25 protein-coding genes are annotated in these 17,438 nt (G+C 61.8%); 19 read left to right on the top strand and 6 right to left on the bottom strand.

Translation table 11 applies throughout. The features are described 5' to 3' along the window. Window positions 1-62: 62 nt before the first annotated feature. The 4 genes from NKJ11_RS07005 to NKJ11_RS06990 all read left to right on the top strand — a co-directional run bounded on the left by NKJ11_RS07005 (window position 63) and on the right by NKJ11_RS06990 (window position 2,578). Window positions 63-1,589: an ABC-F family ATP-binding cassette domain-containing protein gene (locus tag NKJ11_RS07005; RefSeq protein ID WP_352792957.1), complete on the top strand. Its 1,527-nt coding sequence runs from the start codon at window positions 63-65 to the stop codon at window positions 1,587-1,589. Window positions 1,590-1,668: 79 nt separating this feature from the next. Further along, on the top strand, window positions 1,669-1,947 hold the full coding sequence (locus NKJ11_RS07000) for a type II toxin-antitoxin system RelE/ParE family toxin (protein ID WP_352792956.1): 279 nt from the start codon (window positions 1,669-1,671) through the stop codon (window positions 1,945-1,947). Between the two features lie 27 nt (window positions 1,948-1,974). Further along, window positions 1,975-2,283 (top strand): HigA family addiction module antitoxin, encoded by a 309-nt coding sequence (locus tag NKJ11_RS06995; protein WP_352792955.1) that lies wholly within the window; start codon window positions 1,975-1,977, stop codon window positions 2,281-2,283. A 136-nt stretch (window positions 2,284-2,419) separates the two neighbouring features. Next, a complete protein-coding gene (locus NKJ11_RS06990; RefSeq protein ID WP_023809790.1) occupies window positions 2,420-2,578 on the top strand; it encodes a hypothetical protein in 159 nt (52 codons plus the stop codon). A 16-nt stretch (window positions 2,579-2,594) separates the two neighbouring features. On the opposite strand, the gene NKJ11_RS06985 is transcribed toward NKJ11_RS06990, so the two are convergent. Continuing rightward, on the bottom strand, window positions 2,595-3,209 hold the full coding sequence (locus NKJ11_RS06985) for a glutathione S-transferase family protein (protein ID WP_352792954.1): 615 nt from the start codon (window positions 3,207-3,209) through the stop codon (window positions 2,595-2,597). A 238-nt stretch (window positions 3,210-3,447) separates the two neighbouring features. On the opposite strand from NKJ11_RS06985, the gene NKJ11_RS06980 reads away from it, so the two are divergent. Continuing rightward, window positions 3,448-3,876, top strand: a complete 429-nt coding sequence (locus tag NKJ11_RS06980; RefSeq protein WP_023809793.1) for a VOC family protein — start codon at window positions 3,448-3,450, stop codon at window positions 3,874-3,876. Window positions 3,877-3,951: 75 nt separating this feature from the next. Next, on the top strand, window positions 3,952-4,305 hold the full coding sequence (locus NKJ11_RS06975) for a DUF1428 domain-containing protein (RefSeq protein WP_023809794.1): 354 nt from the start codon (window positions 3,952-3,954) through the stop codon (window positions 4,303-4,305). 144 nt (window positions 4,306-4,449) lie between these two features. On the opposite strand, the gene NKJ11_RS06970 is transcribed toward NKJ11_RS06975, so the two are convergent. Continuing rightward, on the bottom strand, window positions 4,450-6,072 hold the full coding sequence (locus tag NKJ11_RS06970; protein ID WP_352792952.1) for a tetratricopeptide repeat-containing sulfotransferase family protein: 1,623 nt from the start codon (window positions 6,070-6,072) through the stop codon (window positions 4,450-4,452). Window positions 6,073-6,166: 94 nt separating this feature from the next. On the opposite strand from NKJ11_RS06970, the gene NKJ11_RS06965 reads away from it, so the two are divergent. From NKJ11_RS06965 to NKJ11_RS06935, 7 genes are all read left to right on the top strand, one after another. Then, a complete protein-coding gene (locus tag NKJ11_RS06965) occupies window positions 6,167-6,577 on the top strand; it encodes a hypothetical protein (protein WP_352752932.1) in 411 nt (136 codons plus the stop codon). Window positions 6,578-6,796: 219 nt separating this feature from the next. Next, on the top strand, window positions 6,797-7,003 hold the full coding sequence (locus NKJ11_RS06960; protein ID WP_023809797.1) for a cold-shock protein: 207 nt from the start codon (window positions 6,797-6,799) through the stop codon (window positions 7,001-7,003). A 144-nt stretch (window positions 7,004-7,147) separates the two neighbouring features. Beyond that, window positions 7,148-7,417: a hypothetical protein gene (locus NKJ11_RS06955; protein WP_352553473.1), complete on the top strand. Its 270-nt coding sequence runs from the start codon at window positions 7,148-7,150 to the stop codon at window positions 7,415-7,417. Next, window positions 7,414-7,695: a hypothetical protein gene (locus tag NKJ11_RS06950; RefSeq protein ID WP_023809799.1), complete on the top strand. Its 282-nt coding sequence runs from the start codon at window positions 7,414-7,416 to the stop codon at window positions 7,693-7,695. Before NKJ11_RS06955 ends, NKJ11_RS06950 begins: the two co-directional genes overlap by 4 nt. 39 nt (window positions 7,696-7,734) lie before the next feature. Next, window positions 7,735-7,872, top strand: a complete 138-nt coding sequence (locus NKJ11_RS06945) for a hypothetical protein (RefSeq protein WP_164482279.1) — start codon at window positions 7,735-7,737, stop codon at window positions 7,870-7,872. A gap of 99 nt (window positions 7,873-7,971) precedes the next feature. Continuing rightward, window positions 7,972-8,190: a hypothetical protein gene (locus tag NKJ11_RS06940; RefSeq protein ID WP_136615974.1), complete on the top strand. Its 219-nt coding sequence runs from the start codon at window positions 7,972-7,974 to the stop codon at window positions 8,188-8,190. 149 nt (window positions 8,191-8,339) lie between these two features. Beyond that, complete coding sequence (locus NKJ11_RS06935) at window positions 8,340-9,893, top strand: EAL domain-containing protein (RefSeq protein ID WP_352792950.1); 1,554 nt, start codon at window positions 8,340-8,342, stop codon at window positions 9,891-9,893. Between the two features lie 31 nt (window positions 9,894-9,924). On the opposite strand, the gene NKJ11_RS06930 is transcribed toward NKJ11_RS06935, so the two are convergent. Then, window positions 9,925-10,341: a Kazal-type serine protease inhibitor domain-containing protein gene (locus tag NKJ11_RS06930; RefSeq protein ID WP_031212712.1), complete on the bottom strand. Its 417-nt coding sequence runs from the start codon at window positions 10,339-10,341 to the stop codon at window positions 9,925-9,927. Between the two features lie 495 nt (window positions 10,342-10,836). Between NKJ11_RS06930 and NKJ11_RS06925 the strand changes: the two genes are divergently transcribed. The 3 genes from NKJ11_RS06925 to NKJ11_RS06915 all read left to right on the top strand — a co-directional run bounded on the left by NKJ11_RS06925 (window position 10,837) and on the right by NKJ11_RS06915 (window position 12,209). Beyond that, complete coding sequence (locus NKJ11_RS06925) at window positions 10,837-11,049, top strand: cold-shock protein (RefSeq protein ID WP_352792949.1); 213 nt, start codon at window positions 10,837-10,839, stop codon at window positions 11,047-11,049. 320 nt (window positions 11,050-11,369) lie between these two features. Beyond that, entirely contained in the window at window positions 11,370-11,582 is a 213-nt protein-coding gene (locus NKJ11_RS06920) for a cold-shock protein (protein ID WP_013530020.1), read from the top strand. Between the two features lie 183 nt (window positions 11,583-11,765). Further along, a complete protein-coding gene (locus NKJ11_RS06915; protein ID WP_352792948.1) occupies window positions 11,766-12,209 on the top strand; it encodes a BA14K family protein in 444 nt (147 codons plus the stop codon). A gap of 127 nt (window positions 12,210-12,336) precedes the next feature. Here NKJ11_RS06915 and NKJ11_RS06910 read toward each other — a convergent pair whose 3' ends face one another. The 3 genes from NKJ11_RS06910 to NKJ11_RS06900 all read right to left on the bottom strand — a co-directional run bounded on the left by NKJ11_RS06910 (window position 12,337) and on the right by NKJ11_RS06900 (window position 14,469). Further along, entirely contained in the window at window positions 12,337-12,975 is a 639-nt protein-coding gene (locus NKJ11_RS06910; protein WP_352440472.1) for an MBL fold metallo-hydrolase, read from the bottom strand. Between the two features lie 137 nt (window positions 12,976-13,112). Then, window positions 13,113-13,430 (bottom strand): hypothetical protein, encoded by a 318-nt coding sequence (locus tag NKJ11_RS06905; RefSeq protein WP_023809804.1) that lies wholly within the window; start codon window positions 13,428-13,430, stop codon window positions 13,113-13,115. A gap of 145 nt (window positions 13,431-13,575) precedes the next feature. After that, complete coding sequence (locus NKJ11_RS06900; RefSeq protein WP_352792946.1) at window positions 13,576-14,469, bottom strand: branched-chain amino acid aminotransferase; 894 nt, start codon at window positions 14,467-14,469, stop codon at window positions 13,576-13,578. Between the two features lie 246 nt (window positions 14,470-14,715). Between NKJ11_RS06900 and NKJ11_RS06895 the strand changes: the two genes are divergently transcribed. Genes NKJ11_RS06895 through NKJ11_RS06885 form a run of 3 tightly spaced genes read left to right on the top strand, consistent with a single transcriptional unit; the run spans window position 14,716 to window position 17,420 of the window. Next, a complete protein-coding gene (locus NKJ11_RS06895) occupies window positions 14,716-15,249 on the top strand; it encodes a MarR family winged helix-turn-helix transcriptional regulator (protein ID WP_027039379.1) in 534 nt (177 codons plus the stop codon). Continuing rightward, a complete protein-coding gene (locus NKJ11_RS06890) occupies window positions 15,236-15,955 on the top strand; it encodes a response regulator (RefSeq protein WP_013530014.1) in 720 nt (239 codons plus the stop codon). The genes NKJ11_RS06895 and NKJ11_RS06890 overlap by 14 nt, the downstream gene beginning before the upstream one ends. Before the next feature lie 49 nt (window positions 15,956-16,004). Beyond that, window positions 16,005-17,420 (top strand): ATP-binding protein, encoded by a 1,416-nt coding sequence (locus NKJ11_RS06885; RefSeq protein WP_023809807.1) that lies wholly within the window; start codon window positions 16,005-16,007, stop codon window positions 17,418-17,420. Window positions 17,421-17,438: the final 18 nt, after the last annotated feature.

The following is a 17,438-nucleotide window of genomic DNA, read 5'->3' as shown; positions in this document are numbered from 1 at the left end:
CCTGCGCACCGTCAAAGTGCATTGAACCGGACTTTTCCTCCGGCAAGACCAGAGAAATCAAAATGGCCCTGATCAGCCTCAAATCCCTCGGCGTCACCATGAGTGCGCCGCTGTTTGCCAATCTCGACCTCACCATCGGCTCCGGCGACCGGCTCGGCATTGTCGCCGCCAATGGCCGCGGCAAGTCGACCTTGCTGAAATGCCTGACCGGCGAGATGGAGCCGACCTCCGGTGACATCACCCGCACGCGCGGCCTGCGCGTCGGTCATGTCGAGCAATCCGTTGCCCCGGCCCTTCTCACCCGCAGCTTCCATCAGGTAGTGGCCGACGTCTTGCCGCCCGAGCAGGCTGAAAGCGAGCTGTGGCGCGTCGACGTGGTTCTCGATTCACTCGATGTGCCGGAGCCCATGCGCGAGCGGCCAATGCAGGCGCTGAGCGGCGGCTGGCAGAGACTGGCGCTGATCGCCCGCGTCTGGGTGACAGATCCGGACGTGCTGCTGCTCGACGAGCCGACCAACCATCTCGACCTTGCTCGCATCAGCCAGTTGGAAACTTGGCTCAACGCATTGCCGCGTGAGGTGCCGGTCGTCATTGCCAGCCACGACCGCGCCTTTCTCGACGCCGCCACCAACCGGACGCTGTTCCTGCGCCCGGAACAGTCGCCGGTGTTTGCCCTGCCCTACTCCCGCGCTAGGCTGGCGCTCGACGAGGTCGACGCCTCGACCGAGCGCAAGTTCCAGCGCGACATGAAGGTGGCGCAGCAATTGCGCCGACAGGCGGCTAAGCTCAACAATATCGGCATCAATTCGGGCAGCGATCTGCTGACGGTCAAGACCAAGCAACTCAACCAGCGGGCCGAAAAACTGGAGGAAGCGGCGAACCCGGCGCATCGCGAGAAGTCGGCGGGTGCCATAAAACTGGCCAATCGCGGCACCCACGCCAAAGTGCTGATCACGCTCGACGACGCGGCTGTCGAAACACCCGATGGCACGCTGCTGTTTCGAACCGGCAAGCGCCATATCTGCCAGGGCGACCGCATCGTGCTGCTAGGCCGCAATGGCGTCGGCAAGTCGCGCTTCGTCACCTTGATCCGCAATGCCATCATCGAACCGGACGCGGTGCGGAATGTGAAGGTGACGCCGTCGACCGTGCTCGGCTACAGCGACCAGGCGCTGTCCGGCATCAGCGGCGACGACACGCCGCTGGCGCTGGTCTCGCGGCGCTACGATATCGGCGAGCAGCGCGCGCGGTCGTTGCTGGCCGGTGCTGGCGTGGTTATCGAGATGCAGGAGAAAAAGATCGGCGTGCTGTCCGGCGGCCAGAAGGCGCGGCTGATGATGCTGGCGCTCAGGCTCGCCGATCCCAACATCTATCTGCTCGACGAGCCGACCAACCATCTCGACATCGACGGCCAGGAAGCGCTGGAAGCGGAACTGCTGGCACATCAGGCCAGCTGCGTGCTCGCCTCGCACGACCGCTCCTTCATCCGCGCCATCGGCAACCGCTTCTGGCTGATCGAGAAGCGGCGGCTGACCGAAGTCGAGGATCCCGAGGATTTCTTCCGCGAGGTGGCCGAAACGGCAGGATGAGGCCAAGGGAGGTCGACTGGAATGTAAATTATTTGCTTACAGACCTTGCGTCTTGTAAGCAAACTGTTTACATTTATCCATGATCAAGTCCTTCAAGAACAAGGCGCTGTCGGACCTCTTTCAAACCGGAAAGACCGGCAAGATCGACGCCAAGATGCACAAGCGCATTCTTGTCCGGCTTGACCGCCTAGAAGCTTCGGAGAAGCCGGAGGAAATGAATCTCCCCGGCTTCGATTTCCACTCGCTGAAAGGCCTCGATCCCATGCGTTACACGGTCCACGTCAACGGCCCGTGGTGCATCACATTCGAGTTCGACGGCAAGGATGCCGCCCGCGTCGATTTCGAGCAATATCACTGAGGCGGCCAGATTGGAGAAGTTCGACTTATGACCGTGCACGAGCCGACGCGTCCTATTGAGCGTTGTCCCTCCCACCCAGGAGCGCTGCTTGAGGACATTATCCCGGCAACTGGCAAGACCAAGGTGGAAATTGCAAATCTGCTCGGGATCTCCCGGCAGCATCTCTATGACATCATCCGCGAAAAGAAGCCGGTTTCACCGACTGTGGCCGCTCGCCTTGGCAAGCTGTTCGGCGACGGAGCCGCGATCTGGCTTCGAATGCAGGCGGCTTTCGATGCCTGGCACGCAGAGCGTGAGGTTGATGTTTCAGCGATCCCTACGCTCAGGGTTGCGTAGGTCCGTACGGCAGCATTCGAATAGACCATCAGACGCCACGATAAAAAAATTTCGACGGTCTGTCGGATATCCTCAGCCAGCCCCGTCCTTGGGATGCCGACACGATGATGCCGGCGCCAACCCAGGGAGAATTATCATGTCGGTTCTTTCATCCATCGGTCGCATCGCAACCCGGTATGCGGCAGCGCGCGCTCGTCACCGCAGCGAGCGCATCCTGCTTTCACTGCCTGCCTCGCTGCGCAAGGATATCGGTTTTCCGGACGTCTTCGACGCGCAGAACGGCCGCCGCCCCTGACCTCGCGAGGCGCCAGTCAGTCATGCGTATCACCTGAAAGCGGTGTCGCCTGCATCGATACGCGTTTTTCGAAAGCCTCGAACCAGTGCGTCAGCCGCGCCCGCGAGCGAAAAGGCGGCAGGTGGCGGAACGCCATCCAGGACAGTGTGGTGGCCAAGGCGATGTGGCCGACATGGAGCGGTGCCTCGTCGTCCAGCGTGCTTTCGATCCAATCGTAGCTCGCCTCGATCTTTTCCCGGTGTCCGTCGGCGAGAGCGCTATAACGCAGCTGTTCGGGTCTTCTTTCCGTCTCCCAGCGCAAGGCTATACCCGTCTGAGCCAGGCCTTGGGCAACCGACTGCAGCCGCAACGCCTGCCAGCGCGCCTCACCGTCCTGCGGCAGCAGCTTGCGGCCGTCATGCAGTGTGTCGAGATAGGCGCAGATGACATTGGAATCGAACATCGGCGACGCGTCGGGCCGCAACAGCACCGGCACTTTGCCGAGCGGATTTTCGGCGTAGACGCGAGCATTGCGCAAGGTCGGACTGGTCTCGTGATGAATGACCTCGAGCCGATCGGCAATGCCGACCTCATGAGCGAAGACGAGCGCCTTGCGCGCGAAGGGCGAGTGAGTCTGATAATAGAGGATCATTGTCGTCCCGGGGTTGAAGAGGCGTTCGCGTGATCCATCTGTTCTAGCCCGCGAGCAGCGAGAATTGCGCTCTGATTGGGGGCGGTCGACGCAAGTTCGTTTCACGTCTCTCGTTCAGCTGCCGGCTGCCTGGCCAGTCCAGGGCCGGTCGGCCAAAAAAAATCTCCCGGCCATGTAGGATCGCCGCCGCCTCATCCGTCCTTTGGCTCGCAAGGCCAAACGCAAAGAGGAACAACAAATGACTGACCAGACCCCCGTTCAGCCCGCGGCCAAAGTGCTCGGCGGATTGACCCCCTATCTGCAGTTGGATGGCGCCTTCAAGGCTGCCGAATTCTACAAGAAGGCCTTCGGCGCGGAGCAGGTCTTTGCCTATCCGGCGGACGAAAAAGGCCGCACCATGCACATTCACCTCTACATCAACGGCTCGACGCTCATGCTCTCCGATTTCTATCCGGAAAACGGAATGCCCGCCGTCAAGCCGCAGGGTTACACAATGCAGCTTCACCTCGGCAGCGACGATATCGAAGCCTGGTGGAAGCGCGCCGTCGATGCCGGCTGCGAAGTCGCCGTGCCGCTCCAGGTCATGTTCTGGGGTGATCAATGGGGCAATATGCGCGACCCGTTCGGCGTCGAATGGGCGATGAACGCGCCGGTGAAGAAAGCCTGATCTGCCGCCGATGGCCCGAGCCCCTCACCGGCCAGCGCCGGTGAGGCCCCGTGAACTTCCAGGAGGAGATCCAAAATGTCCTATGTCGATGGTTTCGTACTTGCCGTATCCAAGGCAAAACTCGATGACTACAAGAAGCTGGCCAACCTCGCAGGGCCTATCTGGAGGGAACATGGCGCGCTCGCCTATGTCGAATGCATCGGCGACGACGTGCCCTATGGCGAGGTCACGTCCTTCCCGCGTGCCGTGCAGGCCAAGGACGACGAGATCGTCGTCTTCGCCTGGGCCGTCTATGAGTCGCGGGAGAGCCGCGATGCCGTCATGGCCAAGGTGATGGCCGACCCGCGCTTGAAGGCCGATTGGGCGGACATGCCGTTCGACGGCAAGCGCATGATCTTCGGTGGCTTCAAGCCATTCATTGAGCTTTGAGCAGCCGGTAGCGATTAGAAGAAGCCTCAGCTTCGTCATCCTAGGGCGAAGCAGGAGCGAAGCTCCGTCGCGAAGCCCCTAGGATGACGACGCGGGTGCTTAGGCCAATCTCTAAGGCCACGCGATCAGCTAGATAGCGTTGCACTAATCCAGCTTGTCCAGCAACGGCTTGAGCCGGTCTCCATAGCGCTTCCACAGATCGACCGACCCCTGATACATCGGCTGGCGCACCTGTGCGGCTGAAGCCGTGCGAACCGGTCGGTCGGTTTCGTGGAACGATAGTGCCGCATCGTCCCAAGGCAGGCCGAGATGAGCGATCAATGCCCGCGTCTGTCCGTCCTGGTCGGCGACAAAATCCTCGTAGCGTACATCATGCACGACGCCCGGCAGCACCGTGTGCCAATGCTTCATGATGTCGGTGTAGAGATTGTGGAAGTCGGCGAGCTCGCCGAGATCGTAGCCATAGCGATGGCTGTCGCCGCGGAAATGCACCTTGTAGATCGACAGGCAGGTGGCCGCCGCATCGCGCGCGCAGTGGATGATCCTGGCCTTCGGCATCATCATGTGGATGAAGCCGACAAGCAGGAAGTTGCCCGGCATTTTGTCGGTGACGTGGCGCATGTTCGGATAGCGGGCATGCAGCATGTCGAGATAGGCTTGGCCGGCCTCGGCAAAATCCGCATCGCCCATATCCGATACGCCCCAGGGGAAGCCACCCGGCATGGTCGCCGGGAACTGCCTGCCGACCGCCTTCTTCAAGATGCTGAGCTCGCCTGCGCCATAGACCTGCGGATGGCTGGCAATGATCTGCTCGACCAGCGTCGTGCCCGAACGCGGCATGCCGACGACGAAGATCGGCGTGTCGTCGCTGATTGAGCTGGGCCTGTGCTTCTCGAAGAAGCCGGCATCGAAGGTGGCCTTCATCGCCTCGAACTCGGCCCGCGTCCTGGCCTGGTCGTAGTCGATGCCTTTGCGGCGGATCGCATTGCCTTCGGCGAAATAGTCGAAGGCCCGGCCATAATCCCTGAGATCGTCATTCGCCTTGCCGAGTCCGAAGGACAGCTGCATGCGTGCCAGGCTGTCCTGCGGCGCTTTGGCATGCTGGGCCTCCATGCCCCCAAGCTCGCTGTCGCGCTCCTTCTGGCGCTTGACCTGCGTCAGCATCAGCCAGGCTGTGGCCATGGCGGGGTTGATCGCCAACGCCTGCCGGAACAGGTCGGCCGCCTCGTCGAGCTTGCCCTTTTCCATCAACCCGACGCCGAGCCCGTGCAGCAGGTCGGCATCCTTGGGCCGGATCGTCAGCGCTTCGCGGAAGACAGCCAGCGCCTCATCCAGCCGCCCGGCTTCCTGCAGGGTTTCGGCAAGCCCGATGCGGGCGCGCACATGAAATGGGTTGCGTGCAACCGTGCCGCGATAAATCTCTTCGGCCTCTTCGAACTGGCCGACCTGTTTCAGCGATGAGCCGAGATTGTCGCGCGCCGCGAGCTGGTCCGGCCGCAGATCCACCGCGCCGCGGAAGAAATCGATGGCCGCAGCAGGGCGGCCGAGGTCGCGCATCACCGTACCGAAATTGTTGAGGAAATCGGGATTCGTCGGCTGCAGGCTCACCGACCGTTCGATGAGATCCAGCCCTTCTTCGCTGCGCCCGGTCTGGTGCAGCAGCAGTCCCAGGAAATGCGCCGCGGCCGCATGCTTGGGCTGACGCGCCAACACCTGCCGGTAGATCGTCTCAGCCTCTTGCCGGCGCCCCGCCTGATGCAGTTGCAACGCCTGCTGCACATACTGGTCGAGGCCCAGCGGTGGCTGTCCGCCTGCGCCAGACCTGGCTCCCGCACCCGCCGCTCGTCTTTGATCTCTGTTGATGGGAAACCTGCCGTGTTTTATCCGCCTGTGGCGATCTAGGCCATCGGCGCCGCAGGTTCAAGCCTTCGCTTGCTGTCTCGTCCTTTCGTCGGTGCGGAAAGATCAAATCAGGCGATTGGTCTCGGCAACCTGCCTGGCACGCCGAACCGTTCCATCGGTGTCGGCGATCCTTCGCTTTGCCGCCTCGTCACTTCTGACAGTCAGCCGCGGCGACAGGACAACCATCGGCTTTGCCATTACCGGCTTTGCGACCGGCGTGATCGTTACGGGGGTGCCTATTGGCGTCTTTACGGACATCACGAGGTCTCCTTCTTCAATTCACAAGAAAAATGAAAATACCGGGAGAATTATTCCCGCTAAGCTTCAAACAGTTTTTGAATTGTATGAATTTGTATCATCATTTTTCTGATAGTTACAGCGCGCAATTTTTTGAATGAAACCCAATTTTATTTTAAAACGCCTTGATTAAATTACAACAAAGGCCTATCTGTACAGGATCGCTTTGGGCCAGAATTGGCATCTCGCGGCGTCAGAGGTTCTCGACCCGCCAATCTCATTCCAAATCATCGATACCGAGCGCGCGGCATATTCGCTCCGCGCGACCATTCTCATTCTTCGAAAGACCGACATGAACACCGGAACCGTGAAGTTCTACAATGGCCAGAAGGGCTTCGGCTTCATTCAGCCGACCGATGGCGGCAAGGACGTCTTTGTCCATGTCAGCGCACTGGAGCGCGCCGGCTTCCCCGGCCTCGCCGAAGGCCAGAAGCTGCAGTTCGAGTTGGAGCGTGACACCAAGGGCCGCGAGTCGGCCGCCAATTTGCAATTGATCTGATCCGGCCGAATTCGATGAACGCTGACCACGGATGTACTGGCAGCTCTCGAAAGCGGCTTATTTCCAGCGACTGCCGGAAATAGGAAAGCGGGGCTCGTCCCCGCTTTTTTGTTTTCAGGACCGCTGCTTTGCATAGGTAAGACAATGCCGGACCGCACCACCCACTCCATCGCGCACTTCACCGCACCTTTCGTGCTCGGCGGACTGGAAGGGCAGCTGCCGGCCGGCGACTACGACATCGACCACGACGAAGAGCTGATCGAGGGCATGTCGCGGCTTGCCTGGCGCCGCGTCGCCACTTTCATCCATCTGCCGGCAAGGGCAGCGGAAAACCCGCCCACCAGCCAGCTTGTCGCCATCGATTACCTCGAACTCGAAACAGCGCTGAAGCGCGACAGGGAGAATGCAGCATGATCCGTTTCCAGCAGAATGCGCGCCCGCGTACCGACACGCCCGCGCACCAGTTTTCGATCGGTCAGACCGTGCGCATGAAGAGCCGCACCGGCCTCGTCCAGAAGACCGCCGAACTGTTCCAGATCAAGAGCAGGCTGCCGGTCAAGGATGGTTCGCCGCAGTACCGCATCCGCAGCGAGCAGGAGACCTATGAGCGGGTCACCACCGAAGACAATCTCGAACCGGCAGATCCGGTTGTTGCCGGCAACCCGGTTGTTGCCAGCAACCCGCTTATCTGAGACCCCACCGCCAAGCCAACACTGAAGCAGGAGCACGACATGTCCAAAGGTCAACAGCGAAGCAACCGCGAAACGCGCAAGCCGAAGAAGGACAAGGTCGTGGCAAAGCCCGCCTCCCCGTTCGGCTCCTCGGTCAAGCAGGCGGAGAGCAGCCTGAAGCCGAAGTCGAAGGGCTGACAAACTGGAGGGCGCGCCTCGTGCGTCCTCTCCGTCGTCCCTCTGTGGGGGACGAATTGACTGAACAGGCCCGCGCAATGCTCTGCCACGGAGGCGCGCTTGAATTTCGTCATCGAGTTCTACCGGTCGCGCGACGCCGACGAAGCCACTCTCGACAAGGTATCACTGGAGGCGCCGAACCTGCGCGCCGCGCTGCAGGGCGCCACCGCGCTGTTCCACACGCTGGCCATGCCGCAAATCCCCGATCGCCTGCGCATTTGCGACGACAATGGCAGCGAGCTTTATGCCGGCCCGGCCGACGGCGCCTATCCGGTTTAGAGCAGCGGTGCTGCCCAACGACTCCATTAAAGTTCACGTAAGATCGAGGCCCTAAGATCCGCCTGAACCGGGCCGCTGCCGCGATTGGTGGCCGAGACGTTGCGGGCGACCACCCACGATCGCCGCTCATACCAGAAGGCAGGAGGCGCATGGACAGGTCGCGCATCATCGTGACGGCGGTGGTGTTGGCCATGCTGGGCGCCATCGTGCCAATCGCGGCTATGTTTCATCTCGCTTGGATTCAGGCCGTCCAAAAGGAACATGAGCGGCTGCAGCTGTTCGCCAGCCGCGCCATCGCCAGGGCCGACATCTCGCTCAAGGATGCCACCGCCGCTTTGCGGCAGATCGACCAGTTCACCGGCATCCGCTGTTCGGCGGACCATATAGCCCGCATGCGGCAACTCACCATCAACACGCGCCCGATCGAAGAAATGGGCTATTTCGAAAACGGCCTGCTTAAATGCTCTTCCTGGGGATCGACCGAAGCGCGCGTTGCGCAATCCACCCCTGACTTCACCACCAGGGACGGCATTGCCGTCACCGCCCGCATGCAGCCGGTGATGAGCGAGGACCATTTTCTGATGGCGCTGCGATACAGGGATCACAACGTCCTTGTCGATCCGGTACGCTTTGTCGACGTCATCGTCGATCCCGGTGTCCAGCTCGCCTTGACGACGCAAACGGGCATCCTGCTTGGAGCACTAAACGGCCCTGATCCCGCCCGCGTCGAGAAGATCATCGCCGGCCCCAGCAAAGGCATCGATGACGATCTCCTGTTTGCCACGGCGCGCGAGACGGGCTGGATCGCTGTCGCCACCGAACCGACAAGCCAGATCCTGGGCAGCGTTCGCCAGCAGCAATTTCTGCTGCTCCCGCTCGGCGCCTTCATGGCCGCCTTCATCATCGGCATGGTTGTGTGGCTGTCGCGAAGGCGGCTTTCGCCCTTGGGAGAATTGCAGATCGCCGTACGCAAGCGCGAATTCATCGTCCACTATCAGCCGATCGTCGAACTCAGGACCGGCAATTGCATCGGGGCGGAAGCGCTGGTGCGCTGGAAGCGGCCGAACGGTTCCCTGGTCCGGCCCGATCTCTTCATTCCGCTGGCGGAAGAGAGCGGCCTGATCACGGCGATCACCGATCAGGTCATTGCGATGGTTGTGTTCGACCTGAACAGGCTTCTGGTCGCCGACCGCTCGCTTCACATCGCCATCAATCTCAGCGCAACCGATGTCGGCACCGCGCGGGTCCTGCCTATCATCGAAAAGGCGTTGCAGCACACCGGGATCCGGCCCCAGCAAATCTGGCTCGAGGCGACGGAGCGAGGTTTCGTCGATATCAACTCGGCCCGCTCGACGCTCGTTCGTGCCCGCGAACTTGGCCACGCAGTGGCAATCGACGACTTCGGCACCGGCTATTCCAGCCTGTCCTATCTCGAGGGGCTGCCGCTCGATGCGCTCAAGATCGACAAATCGTTCATCGATACGATCAGCACGAATTCCGCCACCAGTTCCGTCACCCCGCATATCATCGACATGGCCAAGACACTAAAGCTGAAGATCGTTGCCGAGGGCGTGGAAACGCAGGCGCAAGCCGACTACCTCGCGGCGCGCGACGTCGACTACGCCCAGGGCTGGCTTTTCGCCAGACCCATGCCCGCGTCCGAGTTCATCGCCTACTGTCGCCAGGTGAAGCCGACGGCTTGACGCCTGTCGTCCTCAACAAGGCGCATCGTTCTCAGCACGGCCCGTCGCCAACGACGCGATAGTCCGCGGCGCGGGCTTCGCAGGAATTGGGGAAGGTGCGCATCTCGCCATGACGGCGGCCGCAGACCGGAGCATATTCGCGGGTGCAGAACGTCTGCTCTTCACCGCCACCGCCACCGCCACCGCCGCCGTCGCGGCACGGGCCGTCGCGCACGATGCGGTAGCCGGCCCGGTCGGCAAGACAGGCATTGGCGAAGGTCTGGCGGTCGCCGCCGCGGCGGGCACAGACCGGCTCGTACTGCTTGCTGCAATATTGCGGTTCGGGCCGTGGCGGACGCGGGCGCGGCCCTGGTCCCTCATCGACGACGACGGTGCAGGCGGCAAGAATTGCCGACAGCAACAGGATGGCAAAACCCTGCCGCGAAAAGATTGCCGCCAGAAATTTCATGATGATCTCCCACGATCGCGTCCCCGGTTATCGATCCTCGCCATTCCCTTGCCAAATGCAACCCCCCGTTTGGGCCCCGCAACGACGACGGCGCCTGGCCCGCAAGGGGGGGGTAGCGCGCCGCCGATGTCTGGCCCATTCGTGGGCTGGCTTTGGCCGAAGACCCGACCGGCAAGCAAGCCTATGCCGAGCCCATCGATGCCCAAGTCAGTCGATCCTTGCGTCGGGATGCGCCCAGTGTGGCGGCCCGCGGCGGTATCTTGCAACCATCACGTTTCCGTGCGATAAATTCCGTGTTCGGGCATTTGCGACCCGGAGAGCGGAACGTTTTGGACGACCTTTCCCCGATACTGTGAATCTCTGACGGCCCCGTTTTCGGCGGGGGGTTTGACCATGCGCCAATGCATGACTGCCGAAGCAACCACCGGGAACTGCCCTTTGCGCCAGGCGGCGGGCGGGACCACCAAAGACTGAACGGGTGAAGGAGTTTCCCCAATGGCCCAGACCGGCACCGTTAAATTCTTCAACGCGACCAAAGGCTTCGGTTTCATCACGCCCGATGGTGGCGCCAAGGATGTGTTCGTCCATATCTCCGCGATCGAAGCCTCCGGCTTGCGCACGCTCGTCGACGGCCAGAAGGTCACCTTCGACATCGAGCCGGACCGCATGGGCAAGGGCCCCAAGGCCGTCAACCTCCGCGCAGCCTGAGCCATCGGCGCGCCGCATGTCACTCGGACGTGCGACGGAGGCTCCATGCCTGCACCTGGCCTGGAGAGGGATCTGAATTTTGAAAGGCGCGGCGATCTTCGTCGCGCCTTTTCCTTATCGAAGGCGCGGGCCGGTGATGTCGCCCAAGCCGCCAGGTTCTGGGCAACGACTTGCATAAAAACAAAGACCCAAAGCGCGCCGCAACGTGCTTTAGACGCCCGCAAAACTTTCCCTTGCCGATGACGCTAAAATAAAGGACAAATTTCCACTCGGGCATTTGCCGGCCCGAGACTGGAGTTTATGGGACAAAGGAGCTTCCCATGCCGCAGACCGGCACCGTCAAATTCTTCAACCATGCCAAGGGCTTCGGCTTCATCACGCCCGATGATGGAGCGAAGGATGTTTTCGTCCATATTTCAGCCGTGCAGGCGTCCGGTCTTCCCGGTCTCGAGGATGGCCAGAAAGTGTCGTTCGACACCGAGCCGGACAAGCGCGGCAAGGGTCCCAAGGCCGTCAACCTGTCGGTCGGCTGAGCCGGCTTCAAACCGGCGATCCCAGGCAGATCGCTCCCTTGAGAGCCTATGATTTTTGACGTCTGTTTTGAATAGACACGTAAAAATCCGTTCAGCCCCCGTTCAGCCACGGTCGCATATTAGTCTTCGGTAAAGCCGGACCGCATCCCCGAAACTACACGGGCCGGCACGAAGGAGATCGACATGAACCGAATTTTCAAAACCGCCGTCCTGGCCGCTGCCGTGGTCGCTACCACGCTCACGGCCTTGCCCGCCGCCAATGCGCGCGACTGGCGCCGTCATCATGGCCATCATGGCAACGGCGATGCCATTGCCGCCGGCGTGCTCGGCCTCGCGGCCGGCGCGCTGATCGGTGGTGCATTGGCCAATGACCGGCCGCCGCCCGGCGCTAACCGCTACTACGCTGACCGCTACTACGATGACGGTTACGATCGTGACGTGGTGATACGCCCGGCCCCGGTGCGCCGCTACTATGCGGAGCCGCGGGTGGTCTACGCCGATCGTTATGCCGAGCCATGGACGCGTGACTGGTACGAATACTGTTCGGACCGCTACCGCAGCTTCAATTCCCGTACCGGGACGTTCACCGGCAATGACGGCGAACAGCATTTCTGCACTGCCAATTAAACCAAGGGCTTCCCTGCCCCCAAAACAGAAAAGCGCTGACCGCAAGGCCAGCGCTTTTTTGTTGTGGTCCCTACAATGTCAACGGTCGCTTGAGGCTGATGAAAACAGCTACGGTTCCGAGCCTGGTTCAAGTCAAAAAAGGGTTGATCCGCCTCTCCTCGCCAAAACGTCCGCCGGGACCGTGGCCACAGATGAAGCCGATATCGTCGCCGAGCGGCAGGAGCTTGTCCTTGATCGAAGCGATCAGCGCCGCGTGGTCGCCGCCCGGCAGGTCGGTGCGGCCGACCGAGCCGCGGAACAGCACGTCGCCGACATGGGCGAACTTGGCCGCGCGGTTGTAATAAACAACGTGACCTGGTGCATGGCCGGGGCAGTGCAGCACCTCGAACACATGGCCGCCGAACGACACGGTCTCGCCTTCGGCCAGGAACCGGTCGGGCACGCAGTTACGCGCTCCGGCGATGCCGTAGCGCTTGCCCTGGTTTTCCAGATTGTCGAGCAGCGACTTGTCGGCCTCATGCGGACCGATGATCTCGACGCCGAGCGCCTCCTTCAACTCCATTGCGCCGCCGGCATGGTCGATGTGGCCATGCGTTATCCAGATAGCCCCGGCTGAGATCGCATTGTCCTTCAGCACCGCCAGCACCTTGTCGATATCGCCGCCAGGATCGACGACGACGCCATGCTTGTCATCCATGTCGAACAGGATGGTGCAATTCTGCTGGAACGGTGTGACCGGCACGATGCCGGCATTGAGCTGACCCATGATCGTCCTTTCGATGTTCACGGGTGATGTAGAGGCGCGGACAAAGGGCGTCCACCCTCGAAAGACGAACATCGGTAGCTCCGAAAACGGAAATGGGCGGCCGAAGCCGCCCATTTGAAAAGACCGAAACGGCCTGCCTACTTCTTCATGGCGCCCATGACCGCGCCGAGAATGGCGGTCAAGATCGCGCCGCCGCCGGCGCCGCCGACGATGTTCTGCAGGTTCAGCGCGCTGCCGAGACCGCTCGTTGCTGCTGCCGCAGCCGCCGGATCGACCGCACCGCCACCCAGCAGGCTGCCGAGGATCGCCGCACCGCCGACGCCGCCAATGGCTCCGCCCAGGATTTTGGGAAGCTGACCCATCGCCGCCGTCTTGAGCGCCGCACCGACCGCCTGACCACCGATGACGCCAGTAATCACCTGTATGATGATCGGAAGAAGCGTGTTCATGTCCATATGATTAGTCCCTCCATAGCTGTCAGCCTCCCGGGCCGACACCATCATGAGACGCCGAATTGGACGAAAGTCAAATGCAGAAACGCTGAAATAAAAGGGGCGGCCCGAAAACCGCCCCTACTTCCTAAAAAAGCTGTGACTTTCGTTATTCTGCGGCGATCGCGTGCTTGGGCTGAACGGCCGCAGAATAGTCATTCATAAGATTCTTGGCTATTTCGCCGACCTCGAATCGGTAAGGCCCGATCTCGGAAACCGGCGTCACTTCCGCTGCCGTCCCGGTCAGGAAGCACTGCTCGAAGCTTTCCAGCTCTTCCGGCAGGATGGCGCGTTCAATCACCTCCAGGCCGCGATCCTTGGCCAGCCCAATGACCGTGCGGCGGGTGATGCCGTCGAGGAAGCAGTCGGGCTTGGGTGTGTGAATCTTGCCCTCCTTGACGAAGAAGATGTTGGCTCCGGTCGCTTCGGCGACCTGGCCACGCCAGTCGAGCATCATGGCGTCGGCATAGCCCTTGGCCTCGGCGGCGTGCTTGGACATGGTGCAGATCATGTAGAGGCCGGCGGCCTTCGACTTGGAAGGCGCGGTGCGCGGGTCGGGCCGGCGCCATTCCGCCACATCGAGACGGATGCCTTTCAGCTTCTGCGCAGGATCGAAATAGCTCGGCCATTGCCAGATGGCGATGGCGCAGTTGATGCGGTTGTTCTGCGCCGAGACGCCCATCTGCTCACTGCCGCGCCAGGCAATCGGCCGGACATAGGCGTCCTGGAAACCCTGCTTCTTGAGAAGCGTGGAAGAGGCGTCGTTGAGCTCGGCCACCGAATAGGGGATATTGAAACCGAGCAGGCGTGCCGATTCATGCAGGCGCTCGGTGTGTTCGTTGAGCTTGAAGACCTCGCCGCCATAGGCACGCTCTCCCTCGAAAACGGCGCTGGCGTAATGCAGCCCGTGCGTCAGCACATGGATCTTGGCGTCACCCCATTGGACGAATTCGCCGTTCATCCAGATGAAGCCATCGAGTTGATCGAAGGGAACGGATGCCATGGTAACCTCCCACGGGCGGCAGCCCGGATAGTTGTATCGTTGTGTGTTTCGTGTCGGCCGCCCAAAGCGGCTTTTATGGTGGAGCGTAGGCGGATAATTGCGCTCTGGCAAACTTAGGAAATTCCGGAAAAACCGGCTTCCCTTGCCTTTTCGTTCGCAATCCGCCCAAAAGCTTGTCAAAAATTACCATTGCAGGGAAATTACGTCAATAGTACTGACATAATCTCTCTTTCCCACGGAGAAATAATGACGGATCGAAGCCCAGCCGCCGGAAAACCGATCAGGACCGCGATGTCGGTCGAGGACGGCATCGACTTCGCCATCATCGAGCTGCTCTTCTTCGCCTATCGTGACTTCACCTCCGATCCGGACCAGATCCTGGCCGACTACGGCTTCGGCCGGGCCCACCACCGGGTGCTGCATTTCGTCAACCGCAGGCCGGGCCTGACGGTCGCCGAACTGCTCGACGTGCTGAAGATCACCAAACAGAGCCTGGCCCGTGTGCTCAAGCAGTTGATTGACACCGACCATGTCGTGCAGTTGCAAGGTCCGCGCGACCGCCGCCAGCGCGAACTTTATCCGACGGCCAAGGGCCGTGCGCTGGCGCTGGCGCTGGCGCGGCCACAGTCGCGCCGCATCCATGCTGCATTGGGGGATTCCGGAGTAACCGAACGGACCTTGGTGGAACGGTTCCTCGAAGCGATGGTCAATCCGGAACTGAGGGCGCAGATCGACGTTGGGTCCGCAAAAATGTCAGGGAAAAGCCATGGAGAGCACTGAACGGGTCGATCACGCGGCCGCACCGGACGACGACGCGCCACACCTGCTTGTGGTCGACGACGACACCCGAATCCGCAATCTTCTCAAGCAGTATCTGACCGAAAACGGCTTTCGCGTCACCGTCGCCGGCAATGCCGGCGAAGCCAGGCGCAAGCTTGCCGGCCTCGACTTCGACCTTCTGGTGCTGGACGTCATGATGCCGGGTGAGACGGGCGTCGACCTGACCAAGTCGCTGCGGGCCGAAAAGAACGTACCGATCCTGATGCTGACGGCCCTGTCGGAGACCGACAGCCGCATCTCAGGGCTTGAGGCCGGCGCCGACGACTACCTGCCGAAGCCGTTCGATCCGCGCGAGCTGATCCTGCGCATCAACAACATCCTTCGCCGTGGTGGCCCGGCGACCACGCCCAAGGTCGAGCAGTTGGTCTTCGGCCCCTACACCTTCCAGATCGCCCGGCGCGAATTGAAGCGTGGCGGCGAGGCGCTGAAGCTGACCGACCGCGAACAGGAGATCCTGGCGATCTTCGCGGCAAGGGCCGGCGAGACGATACCCCGCCACGAGCTTGTCGGTGACGATTCGGAGGTCGGCGAGCGCACCATCGACGTCCAGATCAACCGGCTGCGCCGCAAGATCGAGCGCGATCCGTCCAACCCGGTCTGGCTGCAGACCGTGCGCGGTATTGGGTATCGGCTCAGCGTGGAATAGAATGCCGCCTGCGGCCTGCTGAGCGGCTGCGGGCAAGCGAAATGAGCGAATGGCAACCACGGAACTGGAACAGCCGGGCAATGGCGGCTTGAGCGCACGCGCGGCGCGGACGCTGAAGGCGGTGCCGCGCGCCTGGAACCGCTTCTGGCGCCTCGTCTCGCTCTATATGCCCAAGCGGCTCTATGCCCGCTCGCTGATCATCGTCATCGCGCCGATGATCCTGCTGCAATCGGTCGTCGCCTTCGTCTTCATGGAACGTCATTGGGCAACCGTGACGCAGCGCCTGTCGCAGGCCACCGTGCGCGACATTGCCGCCATCATCGACCTGATCGAGACCTATCCGCGCGATGCCGACTACACCAACATCATCCGCATCGCCCAGGACCGCATGCAGCTGAAGGTCGACCTCTTGCCGCCCGACCCGCTGCCCGCGCCCGGCCCAAAACCGTTTTTCTCGATTTTGGATGATGTTCTCTCGTCCGAGATCACCCGCCAGATCAACCGCCCGTTCTGGATCGACACGGTCGGCAACTCCAACATCGTCGAGGTGCGCGTGCAGCTCGAGGGCAAGGTGCTGCGCGTCTTCGTGCGCCGCAGCCAGGCCTATGCCTCCAACACCCACATCTTCCTGATCTGGATGGTCGGCACCTCGCTGGTGCTCCTGATGATCGCCATTCCCTTCCTGCGCAACCAGATCCGGCCGATCCTGATGCTCGCCGAAGCCGCCGAAAGTTTCGGCAAGGGCCGGCCGATGCCGCGCGACTTCCGGCCGCGCGGCGCCGAGGAGGTTCGCCGCGCCGGCTTTGCCTTCATGCAGATGCGCGAGCGCATCGAGCGCCAGATCGAGCAGCGCACCGCCATGCTGACCGGCGTCAGCCATGACCTGCGAACCATCCTCACCCGCTTCAAGCTGCAGTTGGCGCTTTCCGGCGGCAAGGCCGAGACCAAGGCCGCGCTCGACCAGGACATCGACGACATGCAGTCGATGCTCGAAGGCTATCTCGCCTTTGCCCGTGGCGAGGCTTCGGAAGACGCCGGACGGTTCGATCTCGAGGCCTATTTCGAGAAGCTCGACGAGGAGGCCAGGCTGCGCAAGCGCAAGCTGTCGACGACGCTTGCCGGAGACCCCGATGTGCATGTGCGGCCGAACGCCTTTGCCCGGCTGATGTCCAACGTGATCGGCAACGCCTTCCGCTATGCCAAGACGGTGGAAGTCAACGCCACCCATGGCCGCGGCTCGCTGCTGGTCACCATCGACGACGATGGTCCGGGCATCCCCGCTGACCGGCGCGAGGACGTGTTCAAACCCTTCGTGCGGCTCGACGAGGCCCGCAACCTCGATGCCAGCGGCACCGGGCTCGGCCTGTCGATCGCCCGCGACATCGCCCGCTCTCATGGCGGCGACATCACTCTTGAAGACAGCCCGCTCGGCGGACTGCGCGCTGTCATCAAGGTTCCCGCATAACCGGGCACGATTCCGAAA

Origin of the sequence: Mesorhizobium sp. M0243 (assembly GCF_040321775.1) — a bacterium.
GTDB lineage: Bacteria > Pseudomonadota > Alphaproteobacteria > Rhizobiales > Rhizobiaceae > Mesorhizobium.
The sequence above is the reverse complement of the archived record's forward strand: the minus strand, read 5'-3'. Positions and strand labels throughout refer to the sequence as shown.

What these genes read in the sequence shown, in the direction of transcription:
- NKJ11_RS07005 (WP_352792957.1), top strand. Translation starts at nt 63, where the DNA reads ATGGCCCTGATCAGCCTCAAATCCCTCGGCGTCACCATGAGTGCGCCG.
- NKJ11_RS07000 (WP_352792956.1), top strand. Translation starts at nt 1,669, where the DNA reads ATGATCAAGTCCTTCAAGAACAAGGCGCTGTCGGACCTCTTTCAAACC.
- NKJ11_RS06995 (WP_352792955.1), top strand. Translation starts at nt 1,975, where the DNA reads ATGACCGTGCACGAGCCGACGCGTCCTATTGAGCGTTGTCCCTCCCAC.
- NKJ11_RS06990 (WP_023809790.1), top strand. Translation starts at nt 2,420, where the DNA reads ATGTCGGTTCTTTCATCCATCGGTCGCATCGCAACCCGGTATGCGGCA.
- NKJ11_RS06985 (WP_352792954.1), bottom strand. Translation starts at nt 3,209, where the DNA reads ATGATCCTCTATTATCAGACTCACTCGCCCTTCGCGCGCAAGGCGCTC.
- NKJ11_RS06980 (WP_023809793.1), top strand. Translation starts at nt 3,448, where the DNA reads ATGACTGACCAGACCCCCGTTCAGCCCGCGGCCAAAGTGCTCGGCGGA.
- NKJ11_RS06975 (WP_023809794.1), top strand. Translation starts at nt 3,952, where the DNA reads ATGTCCTATGTCGATGGTTTCGTACTTGCCGTATCCAAGGCAAAACTC.
- NKJ11_RS06965 (WP_352752932.1), top strand. Translation starts at nt 6,167, where the DNA reads ATGGGAAACCTGCCGTGTTTTATCCGCCTGTGGCGATCTAGGCCATCG.
- NKJ11_RS06960 (WP_023809797.1), top strand. Translation starts at nt 6,797, where the DNA reads ATGAACACCGGAACCGTGAAGTTCTACAATGGCCAGAAGGGCTTCGGC.
- NKJ11_RS06955 (WP_352553473.1), top strand. Translation starts at nt 7,148, where the DNA reads ATGCCGGACCGCACCACCCACTCCATCGCGCACTTCACCGCACCTTTC.
- NKJ11_RS06950 (WP_023809799.1), top strand. Translation starts at nt 7,414, where the DNA reads ATGATCCGTTTCCAGCAGAATGCGCGCCCGCGTACCGACACGCCCGCG.
- NKJ11_RS06945 (WP_164482279.1), top strand. Translation starts at nt 7,735, where the DNA reads ATGTCCAAAGGTCAACAGCGAAGCAACCGCGAAACGCGCAAGCCGAAG.
- NKJ11_RS06935 (WP_352792950.1), top strand. Translation starts at nt 8,340, where the DNA reads ATGGACAGGTCGCGCATCATCGTGACGGCGGTGGTGTTGGCCATGCTG.
- NKJ11_RS06930 (WP_031212712.1), bottom strand. Translation starts at nt 10,341, where the DNA reads ATGAAATTTCTGGCGGCAATCTTTTCGCGGCAGGGTTTTGCCATCCTG.
- NKJ11_RS06925 (WP_352792949.1), top strand. Translation starts at nt 10,837, where the DNA reads ATGGCCCAGACCGGCACCGTTAAATTCTTCAACGCGACCAAAGGCTTC.
- NKJ11_RS06920 (WP_013530020.1), top strand. Translation starts at nt 11,370, where the DNA reads ATGCCGCAGACCGGCACCGTCAAATTCTTCAACCATGCCAAGGGCTTC.
- NKJ11_RS06915 (WP_352792948.1), top strand. Translation starts at nt 11,766, where the DNA reads ATGAACCGAATTTTCAAAACCGCCGTCCTGGCCGCTGCCGTGGTCGCT.
- NKJ11_RS06910 (WP_352440472.1), bottom strand. Translation starts at nt 12,975, where the DNA reads ATGGGTCAGCTCAATGCCGGCATCGTGCCGGTCACACCGTTCCAGCAG.
- NKJ11_RS06905 (WP_023809804.1), bottom strand. Translation starts at nt 13,430, where the DNA reads ATGGACATGAACACGCTTCTTCCGATCATCATACAGGTGATTACTGGC.
- NKJ11_RS06900 (WP_352792946.1), bottom strand. Translation starts at nt 14,469, where the DNA reads ATGGCATCCGTTCCCTTCGATCAACTCGATGGCTTCATCTGGATGAAC.
- NKJ11_RS06895 (WP_027039379.1), top strand. Translation starts at nt 14,716, where the DNA reads ATGACGGATCGAAGCCCAGCCGCCGGAAAACCGATCAGGACCGCGATG.
- NKJ11_RS06890 (WP_013530014.1), top strand. Translation starts at nt 15,236, where the DNA reads ATGGAGAGCACTGAACGGGTCGATCACGCGGCCGCACCGGACGACGAC.
- NKJ11_RS06885 (WP_023809807.1), top strand. Translation starts at nt 16,005, where the DNA reads ATGGCAACCACGGAACTGGAACAGCCGGGCAATGGCGGCTTGAGCGCA.